The sequence below is a fragment of the Bacillus sp. TE9106W genome (genome assembly GCF_054062215.1).
Genome location: NZ_JBSSFA010000008.1, coordinates 47,597 through 66,171, shown reverse-complemented (window position 1 = coordinate 66,171; position 18,575 = coordinate 47,597). Strand labels below are relative to the sequence as shown.

Sequence of the window (18,575 nt, the reverse complement as noted above, 5' to 3'; positions counted from 1 at the left end):
GGTAACAATGAAAACTATCATTGTTACCTTTTTATATTGTAATAGCCCATAAGTCTCAAACGAAATTCTTTTAAATTTGGATATACTTCTAAATTAGACAGCATTCCTTGTATAACCGGAATCCTTGGATTTAGTAACCTCATTTCTGCCTCTAAAACATCTAACGTAACAAGCAATTCCTCATCTTCTAATTGATCCGCTAATGTACGTTTAAACACAATAATTTCTTTTAAAAAATGTTCCTTAACCTGCTCCTTAATAAGCTCTGATTTACAAAGAAATTCTCCAAGCTTTTCTTCATGTAACACAGGTTCTTCCGAAGATTTTACCAATCCATCTACTAAATCGTCTACTCTTTTCAAAATAAACGCAGAGACGTAAGATAAGTCGATTTCTGGCGCTTGTAAAATAATTAGTTCTAAATATCCACGGCATATGCCTTCTACCATAATGACTAAATCTAATAAATATGGCATAACCTTATCACCATAAATAGACAGTAAACTATTTCGATAAAATGCGTGAGACTCTAACTTCATCCGCATCATAAATTCTTCTACTTCTTTATTAAAGGGAATAGCATTTTCTCTGGCATGCATAATAATGAATTCTTTATGCTTTTGTATATCGTTAAACTGGCAATGCAGTTGTTTTGCAAATTTTTCACGTGGCAATAACGACTCTTTTTCAATATCCATCATTTTGTTTTGAATCTTGTCATAGTAATATCGAAGTGTTGCTAATAAAAGTTCCTCTTTCGATTTAAAGTATAAATAAAAGGCTCCCTTAGATATGCCACAAGCTGTCACAATTTCCTGCACTGATGTCGCATTTACACCCTTAGTCGCAAATAACTTCATAGCCATCTCTATAATTAAGCGCTCTTTTTCTTTCATATCGTCTCTCCTAAATTTAATCTCGCATCTTATTATGAATTCATTATACCATTCCTTTTCATTGACGGCTGACCAATCAGTCAGTTATATTATGTATTAGACTGACCAGTTGGTCAATACAATACAAAGGGAGCGCAAACATGAACAAAATTATTAATTTTTCGTTAAAAAATAAGTTCGCAGTTTGGCTACTAACCATTATCGTTACCATTGCAGGTATTTATTCTGGGCTAAATATGAAGCTGGAAACAATTCCTGATATTACAACACCTGTTGTAACAGTAACCACGGTTTATCCTGGTGCTACACCAGAAGAAGTAGCTGATAAAGTTTCAAAACCGATGGAAGAGCAACTGCAAAATTTAAGTGGTGTAAATGTTGTTAGTTCATCATCTTTTCAAAATGCATCTTCTATTCAGGTAGAATATGATTTTGATAAAAATATGGAAAAGGCTGAAACGGAAATAAAAGACGCTCTTGCAAATGTAAAACTGCCAGAAGGCGTAAAGGATCCGAAAGTTTCACGTGTAAACTTCAATGCCTTTCCTGTTATTTCATTAAGTGTAGCAAGTAAAAATGAATCTTTAGCTACCTTAACTGAAAATGTAGAAAAAAATGTTGTTCCAGGATTAAAAGGACTTGATGGGGTCGCATCTGTTCAAATTTCAGGTCAACAAGTAGATGAAGTACAACTTGTCTTTAAAAAAGATAAGTTGAAAGAATTAGGTTTAAGTGAAGATACTGTGAAAAATGTAATTAAAGGATCGGACGTATCTTTACCACTTGGCCTATATACATTTAAAGACACAGAAAAATCAGTTGTTGTAGATGGAAATATTACAACAATGAAAGCATTAAAAGAACTAAAAATCCCTGCTGTTCCTTCATCAGCAAGCAGTCAAGGAAGTCAAACTGCTGGAGCTGGTGCACAAATGCCGCAAATGAATCCAGCCGCTATGAACGGGATTCCGACAGTTACATTAGACGAAATTGCTGACATTAAGGAAGTCGGAAAAGCAGAATCTATTTCTCGAACAAATGGAAAAGAAGCAATTGGAATTCAAATTGTCAAAGCTGCTGACGCCAACACAGTTGATGTTGTAAATGCAGTGAAAGATAAAGTAAAAGAACTTGAGAAAAAATATAAAGACTTAGAGATTATTTCAACATTCGACCAAGGTGCACCTATTGAGAAATCAGTAGAAACAATGCTGAGCAAAGCCATTTTTGGTGCTATTTTTGCGATTGTTATTATTATGCTGTTCCTACGAAATATCCGAACAACATTAATCTCTGTCGTTTCCATACCACTTTCTTTATTAATTGCTGTATTAGTCATAAAGCAAATGGATATTACACTTAACATTATGACGCTCGGAGCAATGACAGTCGCTATCGGGCGTGTTGTGGATGACTCTATTGTTGTTATTGAAAATATTTACCGACGTATGTCGTTGTCAGAAGAGAAATTACGCGGAAAAGATTTAATTCGTGAAGCTACGAAAGAAATGTTTATCCCGATTATGTCTTCTACCATTGTAACAATTGCTGTATTCTTACCGCTTGGACTAGTAAAAGGTATGATTGGCGAGATGTTCTTACCATTCGCCTTAACTATCGTCTTCGCTTTATTAGCATCATTACTAGTGGCAGTTACAATTGTGCCAATGCTAGCTCATTCTTTATTTAAAAAAGAGAGCATGAGAGAAAAAGAAGTACATCATGAAGAAAAACCAAGTAAATTAGCAAATATTTATAAACGCATACTTGCATGGGCTTTAAATCACAAAATTATTACATCAAGTATCGCTGTCCTTCTATTAGTTGGTAGTCTTGCACTTGTGCCAATTATCGGTGTAAGTTTCTTACCATCTGAAGAAGAAAAAATGATCATTGCAACGTACAACCCTGAACCAGGTCAAACGTTAGAAGACGTTGAAAAAATTGCAACGAAAGCCGAGAAGCACTTCCAAGATAATAAAGACGTCAAAACAATTCAATTCTCATTAGGTGGCGAAAACCCAATGAGTCCTGGTCAATCAAACCAAGCAATGTTCTTCGTACAATATGATAACGACACAAAAAACTTCGAAAAAGAGAAAGAACAAGTCGTTAAAGATTTACAGAAAATGTCTGGAAAAGGCGAATGGAAAAACCAAGACTTCGGAGCAAGTGGCGGTAGTAACGAAATCAAACTATACGTTTACGGAGATAGCTCGGAAGACATTAAGCCTGTCGTAAAAGATATTCAAAATATCATGAAGAAAAATAAAGACTTAAAGGATATAGACTCTAGTATTGCAAAAACATATGCAGAATACACTTTAGTCGCTGATCAGGAAAAACTAAGTAAAATGGGTCTAACAGCTGCACAAATCGGAATGGGACTTTCTAATCAACATGATCGCCCTGTTCTGACAACAATTAAAAAAGACGGTAAAGATGTCAATGTATATGTAGAAGCTGAAAAACAAACTTATGAAACAATCGATGACTTAACAAATCGTAAAATTACAACGCCACTTGGTAATGAAGTGGCTGTGAAAGATGTCATGACTGTAAAAGAAGGAGAAACTTCGAATACAGTGAAACACCGCGATGGCCGTGTTTATGCGGAAGTAAGTGCAAAACTAACATCTGATGATGTTTCAAAAGCATCCGCCGCGGTTCAAAAAGAAGTAGATAAAATGGATCTTCCTTCTGGCGTAGATGTTTCTATGGGCGGCGTTACAAAAGATATTGAAGAATCATTCAAACAACTTGGCTTAGCGATGTTAGCTGCGATTGCCATTGTATACTTCGTTCTTGTCGTTACATTTGGCGGTGCTCTTGCACCATTCGCAATTTTATTCTCGCTACCATTTACAATCATCGGAGCTCTTGTTGCCTTACTAATCTCTGGTGAAACGTTAAGTGTCTCTGCAATGATCGGTGCGCTTATGTTAATCGGTATCGTTGTAACAAACGCAATCGTGCTTATCGACCGCGTTATTCATAAAGAAAATGAAGGTCTATCAACACGTGAAGCTTTATTAGAAGCTGGTGCAACACGCCTTCGCCCGATTTTAATGACTGCAATTGCAACAATCGGTGCCCTTATCCCGCTTGCATTAGGATTTGAAGGTAGCGGCTTAATTTCTAAAGGACTTGGTGTAACAGTAATTGGTGGATTAACAAGTTCAACATTATTAACACTTCTTATTGTTCCAATCGTTTATGAAGTATTAAGCAAGTTCAAAAAGAAAAAAGCAAAATAACAAAAAATAACCTCGCTAACTGCGAGGTTATTTTTTATTTCCAAACAAGATTAGGAAATCACCATAGCCTTCTTTTTCTAATTCCTCTTTTGGAATAAATCGAAGAGCTGCTGAATTTATACAATAACGAAGTCCATTCGGTCCTGGACCATCTGGAAATACGTGCCCGAGATGTGAATCTCCTTCCTTACTTCTCACTTCTGTACGCGTCATATTATGACTCACATCCATTTTCTCTTTCACACTTGCTGACATAACCGGCTTCGTAAAACTAGGCCAACCACATCCACTATCAAACTTGTCTAAAGAAGTAAATAACGGTTCACCTGAAACGATATCTACATAAAGACCTTCTTCTTTATGATTCCAATACTCATTTCGAAATGGTGGTTCTGTACCATTTTCCTGTGTTACATAAAATTGCATCTCATTCAGTTTTTCTTTTAAATGAGCATTATCCTTTGGCCAATGTTGCTTAATAAATGCATCTCGCCCTGAGCCCTTACGGTATAACTCGTAGCGAAATGTGTTTTTCTTATGATATCCTTGGTGATATTCTTCAGCCGGATAAAACGTAGCAGCTGGCAATATTTTTGTCGCAATCGGCTTTGAAAAGCGCCCGCTCTTTGCAAGCTCTTCTTTTGAAGCCTCTGCTTTTTTATGTTGTTCTTCATTATGATAAAAAATCACTGTTTCGTAAGACTGTCCGCGATCGTGGAATTGCCCGCCTACATCAGTCGGATCAATTTGTCTCCAATATATATTTAATAACTCCTCATACGGCATTTTATCTGCATCAAATGTAATTTGTACTGCCTCATAATGTCCCGTCGTTTCTGAACATACTTCTTTATATGTCGGATTCTCTTTATGACCACCTGTATAGCCAGAAACAACCTTTATAATTCCTTCCATCTCTTCAAATGGCGAAACCATACACCAGAAGCATCCTCCAGCAAATGTAGCTAACTCTACCTTTTCATTTACAACCATTACTTCACCCCTATTCTATCTTCTCCTTACAGTATGGCATAAGAAACATCATGTTATAAAAGAAAAAGCATCGAACATCGATGCTTTTTCTTTTCTTCGCTTTATTTTTTTCCAACGTCCTTCTCCATTTCATCACTTGTTACATCTAAGACATCTAATAAGAAAATGAAGATTGGAATACCGATAATTAATCCCCATACACCTAAGAAGTGTTCTGAGAAGATTAATACCATAAACGTATAGAAAATCGGTAAGTTTGTTTTTTGCGACATAAACTTCGGATTTAACACGTAACTTTCAAGCGCATGAATGACTGTTACGATAACTAAAATATAAACCACGTACATAATACCGCCGATATTGTAAGCAATCATACAAAGCGGGAATAACGAAATGATAACCCCAGCTACTGGAATTAAACCGAGTAAAAAGATCATTAATGCTAAACCTAATAATTGTGGGAATCCTAATATCCATAGTGCAATAACGGATAAAACGCAGTTAACAACTGCAATTAAAAATTGGGCTTCGATTACTTTTCCGAATGAACGTGCAAATTTCTTACCGAAGTACTCAATTTCAGTATAGAAAATTGCAAGTCGACTTTCTTTAAATTTTGCAGTAAAAGCAACGATGCGAGCTTTCTCCAATAAGAAAAATAGACTTAAGATTAAAGAAAGTAACACTTGAAGGCCAAATTTTCCAACATTCGTAATCGATTTATACAAAATGTCAACGCCTTGTCCTACATACTTCGAAAGTTCCATATGATTGACAGCATTAACTGCATACTTAATTAATTCACTATCTGGTGGGTTTCTTAAAAATACGTTAAATTGATAAATTAATTGTGAAATTTGTATTGTTAACACTGGTAAATATTTAAATAGCGTAATAGCAATTCCACCAATTAACATGACATATAGAAATGCTATAATAAGCTTTCGATTAATGGGCATAAAGTGGTCTAATTTGCGAGAAATAAACTTTTGAAATCGATCCATTAAATACGTAAGAATAAACGTAATTAATATTAAATTCAACATACTTTGCAGCCCATATAACACGAGAGCAAGTATTACTAATACGAGTAACCTCTGAAATCCTTTGCTTTGAAACAGGTTTTTTATTTGCATAATCGACGAGTACTCTCTCCTGTCCTATAAAGTAAAACGTTAATAAGTAGATTTTTCTCTCTTTTCTACTTTTAATTATTCATTCATATTAAGATTTTTATAAGCTCATTATACGCCTACCTTAGCAGATCTATAGTAGCTTACTTCTTATTTTACAATACAATGACCTAATTCAAAACGTATTCTACAAAGTATTAATAAAGATTTAAGGAAACTTACATTTTGTTAAAAGAGGTCTTACCACTACTGTAACATAAAAAGCAAGCTATCAGTAGAAATCTGTCCTACAAATAGCTTGCTTTTCTCATTTTTTTAAGTAAGTTTTCCTATCCAATAAACGGCATAAACATCGGTATGACAACTACAGTTACAACCCCAACTACCGTTACAGCAATACTTGCCATAGCTGCCTCTACTTCACCCATTTCAATTCCTACTGCCACTCCTAATGCGTGACCCGCTGTTCCAAGTGCTAAACCTTTTGCAATTGGATGTTTCACTCTAAATGTTTTTAAGAATAATGCTCCTAATGCGTATACAATAACTGCGTTAAAGATTACTGCAAAGGATGTAATTGCTGGTATACCACCAATGCTTTCAGAGATTGGTAACGCAATTGCTGTTGTTGCTGCTTGTGGTAACATTGAATTCATTACTGCTGTATCTAGGCCAATTGCTTTTGCAACAATGAATACGACAATTACTGAGCAAATAGATCCAACTACGATAGCTGATAAAATTTGCCACCAATATTTTTTTAACTTATCAACTTGTTTATATAATGGAATTGCAAAGGCGATAGTTGCTGGTTCTAAGAAGAAGCTAATCATTTTTCCGCCAGTATTATACTCTTCAAAAGTGAAGTTACCTACTTTTAGAAAGACAATCCCTAAAACCATTGCTACGAATAACGGTGTAAATAAGAAGAAGCCTTTTGAATGCTTAAACAATAATGTTCCGATTCCGTATGCGATTAATGAAACGACGATTCCGAAATATGGAGTCATTGTGCTTGCCATGTCCATTACCTCCTAACAATATATACTACAATGGTTACGCAACTCTTCCGTGCTTGCGTCCTTTATTTACTACTTTCAATTCTTTTGTATCTTCTGTTTCTTTTTCATCTTTTCCTAAAATAAATTGTGCAAATAATCCTGTTACAGCAAGTAAAATAACTGTTGCGACAACAATTACAGTTAAGATTTGTACAAAATATTGTCCCATTACACCAAGGGAATTAATAACTGAAATACCTGATGGGACGAAAAGGAATCCGATAATACCTGTTAAAGCTGTTCCAAGTGATTCAACTTGTTCCAATTTAATAACCTTTAAGCATAATAGACTAAATAAAATGACTAACCCGATTACCGATGAGGGCATTGGAATTGGTAAATGTGTTGCAATAATATTAGAAATTAACATAATAGCTGAGAATATGAATGCTTGTGATAAGAAACTATATACTTTTTTTGTACTCATTTTGGCCACCTCTTTCGATTTGGTACCTTTATTGTATAGGATATAACCGCTCTAGTAAGCGTTTACATAATGGAACGTCAAATATACAGAATCAGTTACAAATATAAAAGGATGAAATACAAAAGCTGCTTCTTAAATACGAAGCAGCTTCTTGAGTTCTTTTGCATATGTACGACTAACAGGTACCTTTGATCCTTCTTTCATAATTAAATTATAAGTAGAGTTGAACCATGGCTGAATTTCAGTAATATGATTAATATTTGCAATAAAACTACGATGGACACGCATGAAACTTGCTTGTGGCAACTTCTTTTCCAAAATTACAAGCGTATCGTGTGTTACATATGTTTCCCTCACTGTTTTTACTGTCACTTTTCCGTCCACAAGCCCTACATATACAATATCTTCAATATTTACAAGAACAATCGATTCCTCAATTGGTAATGCTAATTTATGCATCTCTGCCGTTACATCTGCCCCTTTTATTTCTTGCTTCATTTCTATTTGCGATTGTTTTTGTTTTTTATATTTCTTTAATGTTTGTACAATACGTTCTTCATCAAATGGCTTTAAAATATAGTCTAACGCATCTACTTCAAATGCTTGCAACGCGTATTGATCATAGGCAGTCGCAAATACAATTGCAGGCGGATTTTTCATCTTCTTTAATATATTCGCGATTTCGAATCCGTTATCATCCGATAACTGAATATCTAGGAAAACAATATCTGGTTTGTTTTTCATTAACTCTTCTAATGCGTCCTCTACACAATCAGCCTCCCCAATTATCTCAACTTCCTTCGTTCTCTCTAATAAATACTTTAGTTCATCACGTGCTAACATTTCATCATCAACTACTAGTACTTTTAACAATCTGCTCTTCCTCCCCTACTTTTTTTGGAATAACAAAAGTAATCTCTGTCCCCTCATTTACTTCACTTTCGATATGAAGCATCGTTTCCTTCCCAAATAACCCAATAAGACGTTCATTAATATTATATAAAGCTGTTCCAGTCCCTTTCTTTGACGAAACTACCATCTTTCCTAATTGTTCTAAACGTTCTTCCTCAATCCCTTGTCCATTATCCTTTACTTCAAAATGAACCATACCCTCTTTTTCAAAAACATGCACTTCCACTTCACATACGGGTTGCTTCTTTGGAAAAGCGTGTCGCAATGCATTTTCAACCAATAGTTGAAGAACAAACGGTGGTACTAAAGTTGTCTTGAGCTCATCCTCAATATACATCTTTACTTCATACTTATTTGGGAACCTTGCTTGTTCTAGTGATAAGTATGCCTGTACATGGTTTAATTCTTGTTCTAGTGGAATCAATAACTGACGTGCCCCTTGCAAATTACAACGGAAATACACGCTAAGCTGTAATAATAACTTTCTTGCTTTTTCTACATCTGTTCGGCATAAAGCTGATACTGTATTAATCGCATTAAATAAAAAGTGTGGGTTAATTTGTGCTTGTAATGCCTTTATCTCCGCATCTTGCAATAATTTACTTTGCAACTCAGCTTCACCTAATTCAAGTTGTGTAGAGAATATTTTTGCTAACCCTTCTGCTAATTCCTCTTCCACACGACTTAACTGGTTAGGATTTTTGAAATATAGTTTTAATGTCCCTATCATATTTCCATGTGAAGTTAGCGGAATAACAATCGCCGCTTGCAAAGGACAGCCTTCATGTTGACAATTAATGACCTCACGTGATTTCGCTTTCATTATTTTCCCTGTATGTAATACTTCTTTCGACAAACCGGTTATTAAACTATGTGAAGGAATATGGTGATCTGACGCTAATCCAACATGAGCTAATATTTTCTCTGTATCTGTTAAGGATACCGCATCTGTTCCTGTAAAGCGGTGAATAATTTGTGCCACATGCTTACAAGATTCTTCTGTTAAGCCTTGACGAAAATACGGTAACGTTTTATCTGCAATACGTAATACCTTATGAGTCTGAAGTGCCTTTGCGTTCTCTTCCTGGCGCAAAATAGCTTGTATCATAGAAAGTAAAATAAAACTTCCAAAGCTATTTACAAGGATCATTGGTATCGCAATTGTTTTCACAATGCTAATGCCATCCTCTACAATTAATAGAATCATAATCATTTCTAAAGAAACGATAAACACACTTAAAACTGCTGAAAATTTAGGCGTAATTGTACGATTATACTTTTTAAAAATGTATCCAATATATCCAGTTATAACGCCTGCTAAAATTGAAGAGATTGCGCAACTTAGCGCTGTCGTCCCGCCAAGCATATAACGGTGAATACCAGCAATCGATCCTACTCCAATTCCGACGATAGGACCACCAAGCAATCCACTAATTCCAACACCCATAATACGTGTATTCGCGATTGTGCTCGATGAAGAAACACCCTGTAGCCAATTTTCATTCATAATCGTATTCCCTGCTATTTCAATCCCGGTGTAATTGCTTACAATTGTAAACACCGAAAAAATACAAATAAGCTTAAGCTTATCTACATAACCATCTTGCTTATGAAGAAGGCGCCTGAATGTTTTAATATGCGAAAGTAAAAATCCTAAAATAACAATAAGTCCGACGCGTTCAATCATCATAAGTACTAAATTTAGCATCTGTGATTCATTCCTTTTTATAGTAGTTAGTTTTATTATCGGGAAATAGTGAAGTGGGCGTCAAGAAGAATGAAATGCTTTTTGCAATATTTTACACATAACAACTCCCTCTTTATTTGACAATCTAATAGAAGAGTGCTAAAAATAAAGTAATATAATACAGTCCTTTAACCCAACCCCGTGAGGTTGAGAAGGAAGTCGGAATACAATATACGTATGTTCTTTTTTAGAAATACGTATGCTTTTTTGGCCTTCTCATCATATCAGGTGAGAAGGCCTTTTGTTATTCTTCCATAGCGACTGTAGAAGAAAATAAGGAGGAATAATGATGAACGTCACTACTGATGTACAATCAACAACAGAGGAGACGAAAGAGAAAAGATATAAAACATTATTTGGTTCTGCGCTAGGATATGCAGCAGAAGGTTTAGATATGTTGCTCTTATCTTTCGTACTCGTCTACATTTTAAAAGAATTTCATTTAAGCCCTGTTGAAGGTGGAAACTTAACATTAGCTACTACCATAGGAATGCTGATCGGGTCTTATTTATTTGGATTTATTGCTGATTTATTCGGCCGTATCCGTACGATGGCCTTTACAATCTTACTATTTTCATTAGCGACAGCACTTATTTATTTCGCGACAGATTATTGGCAATTATTAATTCTTCGCTTTTTAGTTGGAATGGGAGTTGGTGGTGAGTTCGGGATTGGAATGGCCATCGTAACTGAAACATGGTCTAAAGAAATGCGCGCAAAGGCGACATCAGTTGTTGCACTTGGATGGCAATTTGGCGTATTAGTTGCTTCACTCCTACCAGCATTTATCGTTCCGCATTTTGGATGGAGAGCTGTGTTCTTATTTGGACTCATTCCCGCTTTACTAGCTGTCTATGTCCGTAAGAGTTTAAGTGAACCGAAAATATGGGAACAAAAACAACGATACAAAAAAGAATTGTTACAAAAAGAAGCTGAAGGTAATTTAACAACTACTGAGGCAGAGCAATTAAAGCAAATGAAAAAGTTCCCACTTCGAAAGTTATTTGCAAATAAAAAAGTAACGATAACAACAATTGGTCTTATTATTATGTCATTCATCCAAAACTTCGGATATTATGGAATTTTCACATGGATGCCAACCATTTTAGCGAATAAATATAACTACACATTAGCAAAAGCGAGCGGTTGGATGTTCATCTCTACGATCGGTATGTTAATTGGAATTGCAACTTTTGGTATTCTAGCTGATAAAATTGGTCGCCGTAAAACTTTTACAATCTATTATGTCGGTGGTACTATATACTGTCTCATTTACTTCTTCTTATTCACAGATTCAACATTATTGTTATGGGGAAGTGCATTGCTTGGATTCTTCGCAAATGGCATGATGGGAGGATTTGGAGCAATTTTGGCTGAAAACTATCCTGCTGAAGCTCGCTCTACAGCAGAAAACTTTATTTTCGGTACAGGACGTGGTTTAGCTGGATTTGGGCCTGTTATTATCGGATTACTTGCTGCAGGTGGTAATGTAATGGGAGCACTATCTCTTATCTTCATTATCTATCCAATCGGTTTAGTTACAATGCTATTATGTGTCCCAGAGACGAAAGATAAAGTATTAGAATAGATTGAAACTGTATCCTTCAAAAAAATAGTTGGATAAACAGGAAAGAGGAAGTATCCCAAATGAGATGCTTCCTCTTTTTATATAAATGCAATTATTTACTTTGATTTACTAGCTTTTTGGAACAAGAAGGAGGTTTTCTCTTCTTCTTTTACAATACCTTGCTTTAAAGCTAATTCCCCCGCAACTTTTGGCGCTAGCCATAGCATTGGGAATAACAGAATGGATACCGGGACAGCTGTTACTACGATGAATGATTGCAGCGCATTAATACTTCCCTCACCCATGTATAAAAGAATCGCTGCAACGGTTCCCATAATAAGCGACCAAAACACTCGTAAGCTAATTCTAGGGTCTCCATCTCCAGTCACTGCCATTGAAATCGAATACGCCATTGAATCCCCTGTTGTTACTACAAATAAAATTGTTAATAAAAGAAATGCCGGTCCAATAATGTGAGAGAGTGGCAGTTGCTCTGTAATTGCAATCATAGCCGCTGGCATACCAGATTCACTTAATGCTGCCGATATAGAACCAGGATTCATTAACTCATAAAACACACCTGATCCCCCTAGTATAGTAAACCAAAACGTTGTAATAATCGGTGCAATAATTCCAATTGCAACGATGATTTCTCGGATTGTTCTTCCTCTTGAAATACGGCTCACTAAAATTGCCATCATCGGTCCATACCCAATAAACCATCCCCAGAAAAAGATTGTCCACGACCCTAACCAAGTTGTATCACCACGATATGTGCTCATTGGAATAAATTCATTTATATAAAATCCAAACGAAGAAACAAATGAATCAATAATAAATCCACCTGGTCCAAACAGTAATACGAATAGCATTAATAAAACTGCTAACCTAACATTTAAATTACTTATAATTTGAATCCCTTTATCAATTCCTGTTACCGCAGATATAGTAGAAACAGCTACTACACAAACAATAATGGCTAATTGAGTCGTAAACACATCCGGGATGTTAAACAATGCTTGTAGGCCATAACTTGCTTGTAGGCCTAAAAATCCAATTGGACCAATCGTCCCTGCCGCTACCGCAATAATGGCAAATACATCGATCATTGTTCCAAGCCAACTCTTTCGCAATTTCTCTCCAAAAATAGGATATAAAAGCGTTCGAGGTTTTAATGGCATCCCTTTATGATAATGCCCATACATCATAACTACCGCACTAATTGTCCCTAAAATCGTCCAAGCCAAGAAACCCCAATGCATATAACTTTGCGCTAAAGCGGGCATGACCGCTTCTTTCGTTCCAGCAGATATACCCTCATGTATCGGTGGCACCGTCATCAAGTGGTACATCGGCTCTGCAGCTGCCCAAAAAACGCCACCTCCGGCAAGTAATGTCGACATAATAATAGCAAGCCATTTCGTCGTACTAATCTCAGGTTTTTCCAATCCCCCAAGTTTAACTCTTCCATATTTCGAGAACGCCATACACATTGCAACAATAAATGTACCGATTAATAAAACCTGCCAAAAGGCACCAAAATATTTAATTGAAGCTGCAAAACTGCTATTAATGACTCCCTCTACGTAACTTTTATTAAAAAAAACTGCAATTACAAATAATAAAAGTGAGCCACCACTAATAAGAAATACAGGCCAATCCGTTTTCCGACTCTTCATCCTCATTTATACTTCCTCCTTCCTCAGCAATCTAAAAAAACAACTTTATTATGTTTTATTGTTTACACCCAAAACACAATGATTATATAAGTATAATAATTCATCTATTTTCTACACACTTATGTTGTCCCTAAAAATATGCTAAATCCCTTATTTAAAAGAAAATTTCTATTTCTATTACATAAAAAAGCAAAATAAAAGACCTTATATTTCTATAAGGTCTTCGAAACAGAAATTTGATTATAACATAAGGAACTCCTTGGTTCAAAAAGCCCCTTCCAAAAATAACCGAGAGTAAAGGCTTCCATTTGCTACGTAACAGTAATTAAAAAAAATTATATTTTTATAGAAAATGCTCTATACTACAAACTATTTATGAAAAAAATTCGGCTTCAAAATTTCATTCGGATACGGTTTATGATAAATATGAGTGGTAGCTGGAGATAACGGTGGAATGAGCCAAACCCAATTGCCCGTTACAACACGACCACAAGCAGCTTCTTGCTTCTCAAATTGCTGAAATTGTTGCGCTGCAGTATGATGGTCAACAATACTAACTCCTTGTTTTTTAAAGGAATGTAAAACAGCCACGTTTAATTCAACTAATGCCCTATCTTTCCATAACGTACCGTTTCTCGATGTATCTAAATCCATCATTTCCGCAACTGCTGGAAGTAAATTATAACGATCATGATCCGCTAAATTACGTGCCCCGATCTCTGTTCCCATATACCATCCATTAAACGGAGCTGCTGTATAGGAAATACCGCCAATTTCTAAGCGCATATCTGAAATCATTGGAACTCCATACCATTTTACTCCTAAAGATGAGATTGGGTATTCTGGATGTTCAATTGGCACTTCTTTTACTTCTTCTTTCGGAATTTCTTTATATATAGGCGCTTTTCCATCTATAGAAAACACAAGTGGCAATACATCAAAATTCGTGCCTTCTCCTTGCCAGCCAAGTTCCTGACAAAAATCTGTAAATGCAGTGGAATGAGAGTCACCAGTCACTCCCATTTCTGTTTTATATCCTGCATATCGAATTAATTGATGATTATAAATTCGTATATTATTTTCTTCACCTTGATATTGCTTAAAAATTGTAATTGTCGGTTTCACTTTTCCGTCGTTCGTTGCATATTTAATATGATGAATTAATGCATGATATACACCTTCCTCATCATTTACTTCACGTGCATCTAATATGTGCATCTTACTCCAAAATAGTCTTCCGATACATCGATTACTATTGCGCCATGCCATTCGCGATCCATGAACAAGTTCTTCAAATGTATGCTCATATGTCCCTGTCTTCTCTATCTCAGCTTGAATTTCTTTCATGCGTTCTTCTATGAAATGTTCTTTATTAAGCTCTTTATAGCAAATCGTAATAAAATGACTCGCTTCCTCTATTAATTGTTTCGTTTTACTCATAAACGATCTCCTTCTATTTCAACAAAACATTACTACTTTACAGTATAAGCAAAAAGAATGAGAGTCACAAATGAAAGTCGCAGTGTTACTTTTATTGTAATATTTTTCAGAAAATTAAAGGGATTACTATTGACTTCTATAAAAAATAGGTGTATTTTTGACTCAGGTAAATTATTTTTACCTAGACCAACTTTTTGGGTGAAAGGAGGGAATGTCATGTCTTCATTTCAATTGCCAAAACTTTCATATGACTATGATGAACTAGAGCCATATATCGATAGCAATACACTTTCTATTCATCATGGAAAGCACCATGCGACATATGTAAATAATTTGAATGCCGCATTAGAAAACTATTCGGAATTACATAATAAATCTTTAGAAGAGTTACTATGTAATTTAGAAACTTTACCAAAGGAAATTGTTACAGCTGTCAGAAATAACGGTGGTGGACATTATTGTCATAGTCTTTTTTGGGAAGTAATGAGCCCACGGGGTGGCGGCGAGCCTAATGGAGACGTTGCAAAAGTAATTGATTATTATTTCAATACCTTTGACAACTTAAAAGATCAACTGTCTAAAGCAGCTATTAGCCGTTTTGGAAGTGGTTATGGGTGGCTTGTTCTTGACGGTGAAGAACTTTCTGTTATGAGTACACCGAATCAAGATACACCTTTGCAAGAAGGCAAAATTCCATTACTCGTCATTGATGTATGGGAACATGCCTATTATTTAAAGTACCAAAATCGGCGCCCAGAATTTGTTACCAACTGGTGGCATACAGTGAACTGGGACCGGGTAAATGAAAAGTATTTACAAGCAATTCAATCACAAAAACATTAGTCGTGCGTATAAGGTAAGTTTGGTAATGTAAAATTAGTATTGTCGAAATCCTCCAGAATCCCCCGGATTGCCACCGGGGGATTTATGATTATTTCATTACATGTATGTAATAACGTAATACTTTTTCTATTTCTACTTTCAACTCTCGGAACTGGAATCCTAATTCATTAGCTTTTCCATTATGTAACGTACAATTAGTCACTTCATTATAAGGTGCTACATGATCTCCTACTTCTTGAACGAGTGATTTTATTCCCGTATTTTCTTCTATGAAATGAAGAATTTCACGACTAGAAACTACCCCGTTGCTACAAGCATTAATTGGCCCTTCTATGTCTTTCATCCCACACCAAGCTAAAAATCCCCCTGCTGCTGCTTCATGTATAAACGACAACTCTCCATCTAGATGATTCACGGCGACAGGTTCTTTCCTCACAATATGTTCAACGTAAAATTGTAACCTTTTCGTATAATCGTTTTCTCCAATAACAACTGGAAAACGAACTGCAATGACTGGGAATGTTGCTTGTTGAAATACAACTGCTTCGGCTACTCTCTTTCCTTCACCATAATTGAAGTCATTCCTATCTCCATACACGATTGCATACTCGTACGGATTGAATTCCTCTTCTGATAAGTTTAGTGCAGGGGCATAGACGGCCATTGAAGATGTCATAATATACTTGTTCGTTTTGCCTTTCAAAACTTCACATACTATCTTTGCCGCATTCGAGCTATAGCATAAATTATCGTATACGATATCATAACTTTTTCCTTCTAAACAACTTGCTAGTTGTTTTTCGTCTTCCCTATCTACAATAAGTCTTTTTACTGTACCTCCAAAGGAATCTTTCTTAATTCCTCTCGTCGCAATCGTTACATCGTGTCCATCTTTTAAGAGTGCTTCTACTAAATGTTTCCCAAAAAATCTTGTTCCCCCTAGTACCAATACTTTTTTCAACTTCATCATCCCCGTTTTAATAAATTGTAAAATACTACCTCTCTATTATAAATGCTAACATATAAAAAGCATGGAATTCGTTTAACGATTCCATGCTTTTCTACAGAAAATATATTAACGTACTCGATATTTATAAATACAATAACAGAAGTATAAAATAGAAATTACGGATACATAAACCCATAATTCATATACAAATCCCTCTCCCCATACTCCCATAAAATAAAAGAGTGAAGGTAACGTCAATGTTACCCATGATTGCACAAAGGCAATCCTTCCAAGATATTGATTAATGTTCTTTTTTTGTGTATTTAATACAAAGAATAAATACCAAAGTAATGCCCACATAAACCACGTTAACGCATTAACAACATCGTGGAATTGAACAAATGAAACAACCATATAAAATAAAGCAATAATTGCTACCCAAATACAAAACCACCCTAGACCGCTACTATCCATTCCTTTTATAAAGGTAACGCCTACATATAAATAAGTTAATCCAAATAAGAAAGTAGCTGCATATGAATACACTGTCCAATTGCTTTGGTCAGAAATCATGATCAAATAGAACGGAATAATAATTTGCAGTGCACCCACAAATAAATTAAAAACACCCGCACTTTTCATCTCTGCTTTTCCTAATATAACAAGACTATTTAAAAATAAAGCTGCACCAGAAAGTAATAATCCTACGTAACCCATATATCCTCATGTGAAAACCTTACATTTTCACACTGTACCCTCCCTATCTTGTAAAAATTACATTATTCCTTATTCTTCTTCTTACTTACAACTCCATACAAAGTTTTTTCGAAAATAAGTCAGACTTCCTACCTTAAAAAACAATAAAAAAATCCCTGCGATACATGTCATACAGTAGTGATATCAATCAAAACGCATCACAAAATAAAAACGCTTTCAATAATACACAATGCAATCAAAAAGCTAATGGGATTATTTGATTATAAACGCACTTTAACAATGATACAAGTATTGAAATATTATTCAATATTACATTTTTTATTTCTATAAAAAATTAATAGAATAATACATTTTCCCTATCTCAATCTATCAATGATCTGCATAGAATATTGTACAATCATATTAAATTAGAAAGGTCTGATATTTATGCCTCTTCATTATCCACATCCCGCTGTTATTCATTCAACAGGTGTATTAACAAGAGAGCCTGCAACGGTTTCAGCAGTAATAAACATTGTAAATTTAGATGCATATTACGCACACAATGTAAATATAGAAGTGTGGGATTGGTCTAACTATTCTAATCCCGTAAAATTACCTGTACTAATTGGTGAAGATACAGTGGTAGAATTCCCCTACCTTTTACAAGGCAACAACCTAGCAGTGTTTTATGCTAATTTAGATGAAGCAATTGATTTGTATGAAATTCGTATTTCTTATCCTACTCATTCCAATATTATTGCAAATTGTTTCGGACGAAGCATTCCGCCTTATACAAGTCAAGAAGGTAATACGGTGTATCATAAACAACTTGTTCGCATTCATTAAAGGTTCTTTTCTCTATCCCCAATTTATATAACTAGTTACTATTCAAACGCTATGGTCAGTAATATTTTATTACACTCTCTTTCCTAAAATGAACATATTACTGACCTCAAGCAACATAATAAGAGC

15 protein-coding genes are annotated in these 18,575 nt (G+C 35.2%); 4 read left to right on the top strand and 11 right to left on the bottom strand.

From position 1 onward, the window contains the following. Positions 1-23 precede the first annotated feature (23 nt). Positions 24-896 (bottom strand): TetR/AcrR family transcriptional regulator, encoded by an 873-nt coding sequence (locus tag ACVWY7_RS16045; protein ID WP_000659613.1) that lies wholly within the window; start codon positions 894-896, stop codon positions 24-26. A gap of 140 nt (positions 897-1,036) precedes the next feature. Between ACVWY7_RS16045 and ACVWY7_RS16040 the strand changes: the two genes are divergently transcribed. After that, entirely contained in the window at positions 1,037-4,153 is a 3,117-nt protein-coding gene (locus ACVWY7_RS16040) for an efflux RND transporter permease subunit (protein WP_001033510.1), read from the top strand. 27 nt (positions 4,154-4,180) lie between these two features. On the opposite strand, the gene msrB is transcribed toward ACVWY7_RS16040, so the two are convergent. From msrB to lytS, 6 genes are all read right to left on the bottom strand, one after another. Beyond that, positions 4,181-5,146, bottom strand: a complete 966-nt coding sequence (gene msrB, locus ACVWY7_RS16035; RefSeq protein ID WP_073524533.1) for a peptide-methionine (R)-S-oxide reductase MsrB — start codon at positions 5,144-5,146, stop codon at positions 4,181-4,183. A gap of 101 nt (positions 5,147-5,247) precedes the next feature. Next, entirely contained in the window at positions 5,248-6,282 is a 1,035-nt protein-coding gene (locus ACVWY7_RS16030; RefSeq protein ID WP_001166016.1) for an AI-2E family transporter, read from the bottom strand. A gap of 326 nt (positions 6,283-6,608) precedes the next feature. Next, on the bottom strand, positions 6,609-7,301 hold the full coding sequence (gene lrgB, locus ACVWY7_RS16025; RefSeq protein ID WP_000168869.1) for an antiholin-like protein LrgB: 693 nt from the start codon (positions 7,299-7,301) through the stop codon (positions 6,609-6,611). 34 nt (positions 7,302-7,335) lie between these two features. Next, the gene (gene lrgA, locus ACVWY7_RS16020; RefSeq protein WP_072190995.1) at positions 7,336-7,767 is read right to left on the bottom strand and encodes an antiholin-like murein hydrolase modulator LrgA; all 432 of its coding nucleotides are present in this window, start codon (positions 7,765-7,767) and stop codon (positions 7,336-7,338) included. A gap of 132 nt (positions 7,768-7,899) precedes the next feature. Continuing rightward, positions 7,900-8,640 carry a LytR/AlgR family response regulator transcription factor gene (locus ACVWY7_RS16015; protein ID WP_000921829.1) on the bottom strand — a complete coding sequence of 247 codons (741 nt, stop codon included), beginning with the start codon at positions 8,638-8,640 and terminating at the stop codon, positions 7,900-7,902. Further along, the gene (gene lytS, locus ACVWY7_RS16010; RefSeq protein ID WP_000933566.1) at positions 8,618-10,387 is read right to left on the bottom strand and encodes a two-component system sensor histidine kinase LytS; all 1,770 of its coding nucleotides are present in this window, start codon (positions 10,385-10,387) and stop codon (positions 8,618-8,620) included. Before lytS ends, ACVWY7_RS16015 begins: the two co-directional genes overlap by 23 nt. 328 nt (positions 10,388-10,715) lie before the next feature. Here lytS and ACVWY7_RS16005 point away from each other — a divergent pair, with 328 nt between their 5' ends. Beyond that, a complete protein-coding gene (locus tag ACVWY7_RS16005) occupies positions 10,716-12,014 on the top strand; it encodes an MFS transporter (protein ID WP_105989409.1) in 1,299 nt (432 codons plus the stop codon). Positions 12,015-12,109: 95 nt separating this feature from the next. On the opposite strand, the gene ACVWY7_RS16000 is transcribed toward ACVWY7_RS16005, so the two are convergent. Further along, a complete protein-coding gene (locus tag ACVWY7_RS16000) occupies positions 12,110-13,678 on the bottom strand; it encodes a BCCT family transporter (protein ID WP_073524535.1) in 1,569 nt (522 codons plus the stop codon). Between the two features lie 363 nt (positions 13,679-14,041). Beyond that, the gene (locus ACVWY7_RS15995; protein WP_000047602.1) at positions 14,042-15,112 is read right to left on the bottom strand and encodes a nitric oxide synthase oxygenase; all 1,071 of its coding nucleotides are present in this window, start codon (positions 15,110-15,112) and stop codon (positions 14,042-14,044) included. Positions 15,113-15,328: 216 nt separating this feature from the next. On the opposite strand from ACVWY7_RS15995, the gene sodA reads away from it, so the two are divergent. After that, entirely contained in the window at positions 15,329-15,955 is a 627-nt protein-coding gene (gene sodA, locus ACVWY7_RS15990; protein ID WP_000094049.1) for a superoxide dismutase [Mn], read from the top strand. An 88-nt stretch (positions 15,956-16,043) separates the two neighbouring features. Here sodA and ACVWY7_RS15985 read toward each other — a convergent pair whose 3' ends face one another. Together ACVWY7_RS15985 and ACVWY7_RS15980 are read right to left on the bottom strand one after the other, a co-directional pair. Further along, entirely contained in the window at positions 16,044-16,925 is an 882-nt protein-coding gene (locus ACVWY7_RS15985; protein ID WP_212114345.1) for an NAD-dependent epimerase/dehydratase family protein, read from the bottom strand. Between the two features lie 105 nt (positions 16,926-17,030). Then, entirely contained in the window at positions 17,031-17,621 is a 591-nt protein-coding gene (locus tag ACVWY7_RS15980) for an AmiS/UreI family transporter (protein ID WP_000542569.1), read from the bottom strand. Between the two features lie 426 nt (positions 17,622-18,047). Between ACVWY7_RS15980 and ACVWY7_RS15975 the strand changes: the two genes are divergently transcribed. Then, positions 18,048-18,449 carry a hypothetical protein gene (locus ACVWY7_RS15975; protein ID WP_001128264.1) on the top strand — a complete coding sequence of 134 codons (402 nt, stop codon included), beginning with the start codon at positions 18,048-18,050 and terminating at the stop codon, positions 18,447-18,449. The last annotated feature ends 126 nt before the right edge of the window (positions 18,450-18,575 follow it).

What these genes read in the sequence shown, in the direction of transcription:
- ACVWY7_RS16045 (WP_000659613.1), bottom strand. Translation starts at nt 896, where the DNA reads ATGAAAGAAAAAGAGCGCTTAATTATAGAGATGGCTATGAAGTTATTT.
- ACVWY7_RS15980 (WP_000542569.1), bottom strand. Translation starts at nt 17,621, where the DNA reads ATGGGTTACGTAGGATTATTACTTTCTGGTGCAGCTTTATTTTTAAAT.
- lytS (WP_000933566.1), bottom strand. Translation starts at nt 10,387, where the DNA reads ATGCTAAATTTAGTACTTATGATGATTGAACGCGTCGGACTTATTGTT.
- lrgA (WP_072190995.1), bottom strand. Translation starts at nt 7,767, where the DNA reads ATGAGTACAAAAAAAGTATATAGTTTCTTATCACAAGCATTCATATTC.
- lrgB (WP_000168869.1), bottom strand. Translation starts at nt 7,301, where the DNA reads ATGGCAAGCACAATGACTCCATATTTCGGAATCGTCGTTTCATTAATC.
- sodA (WP_000094049.1), top strand. Translation starts at nt 15,329, where the DNA reads ATGTCTTCATTTCAATTGCCAAAACTTTCATATGACTATGATGAACTA.
- ACVWY7_RS15975 (WP_001128264.1), top strand. Translation starts at nt 18,048, where the DNA reads ATGCCTCTTCATTATCCACATCCCGCTGTTATTCATTCAACAGGTGTA.
- ACVWY7_RS16040 (WP_001033510.1), top strand. Translation starts at nt 1,037, where the DNA reads ATGAACAAAATTATTAATTTTTCGTTAAAAAATAAGTTCGCAGTTTGG.
- ACVWY7_RS16005 (WP_105989409.1), top strand. Translation starts at nt 10,716, where the DNA reads ATGAACGTCACTACTGATGTACAATCAACAACAGAGGAGACGAAAGAG.
- msrB (WP_073524533.1), bottom strand. Translation starts at nt 5,146, where the DNA reads ATGGTTGTAAATGAAAAGGTAGAGTTAGCTACATTTGCTGGAGGATGC.
- ACVWY7_RS15985 (WP_212114345.1), bottom strand. Translation starts at nt 16,925, where the DNA reads ATGATGAAGTTGAAAAAAGTATTGGTACTAGGGGGAACAAGATTTTTT.
- ACVWY7_RS16000 (WP_073524535.1), bottom strand. Translation starts at nt 13,678, where the DNA reads ATGAGGATGAAGAGTCGGAAAACGGATTGGCCTGTATTTCTTATTAGT.
- ACVWY7_RS15995 (WP_000047602.1), bottom strand. Translation starts at nt 15,112, where the DNA reads ATGAGTAAAACGAAACAATTAATAGAGGAAGCGAGTCATTTTATTACG.
- ACVWY7_RS16030 (WP_001166016.1), bottom strand. Translation starts at nt 6,282, where the DNA reads ATGCAAATAAAAAACCTGTTTCAAAGCAAAGGATTTCAGAGGTTACTC.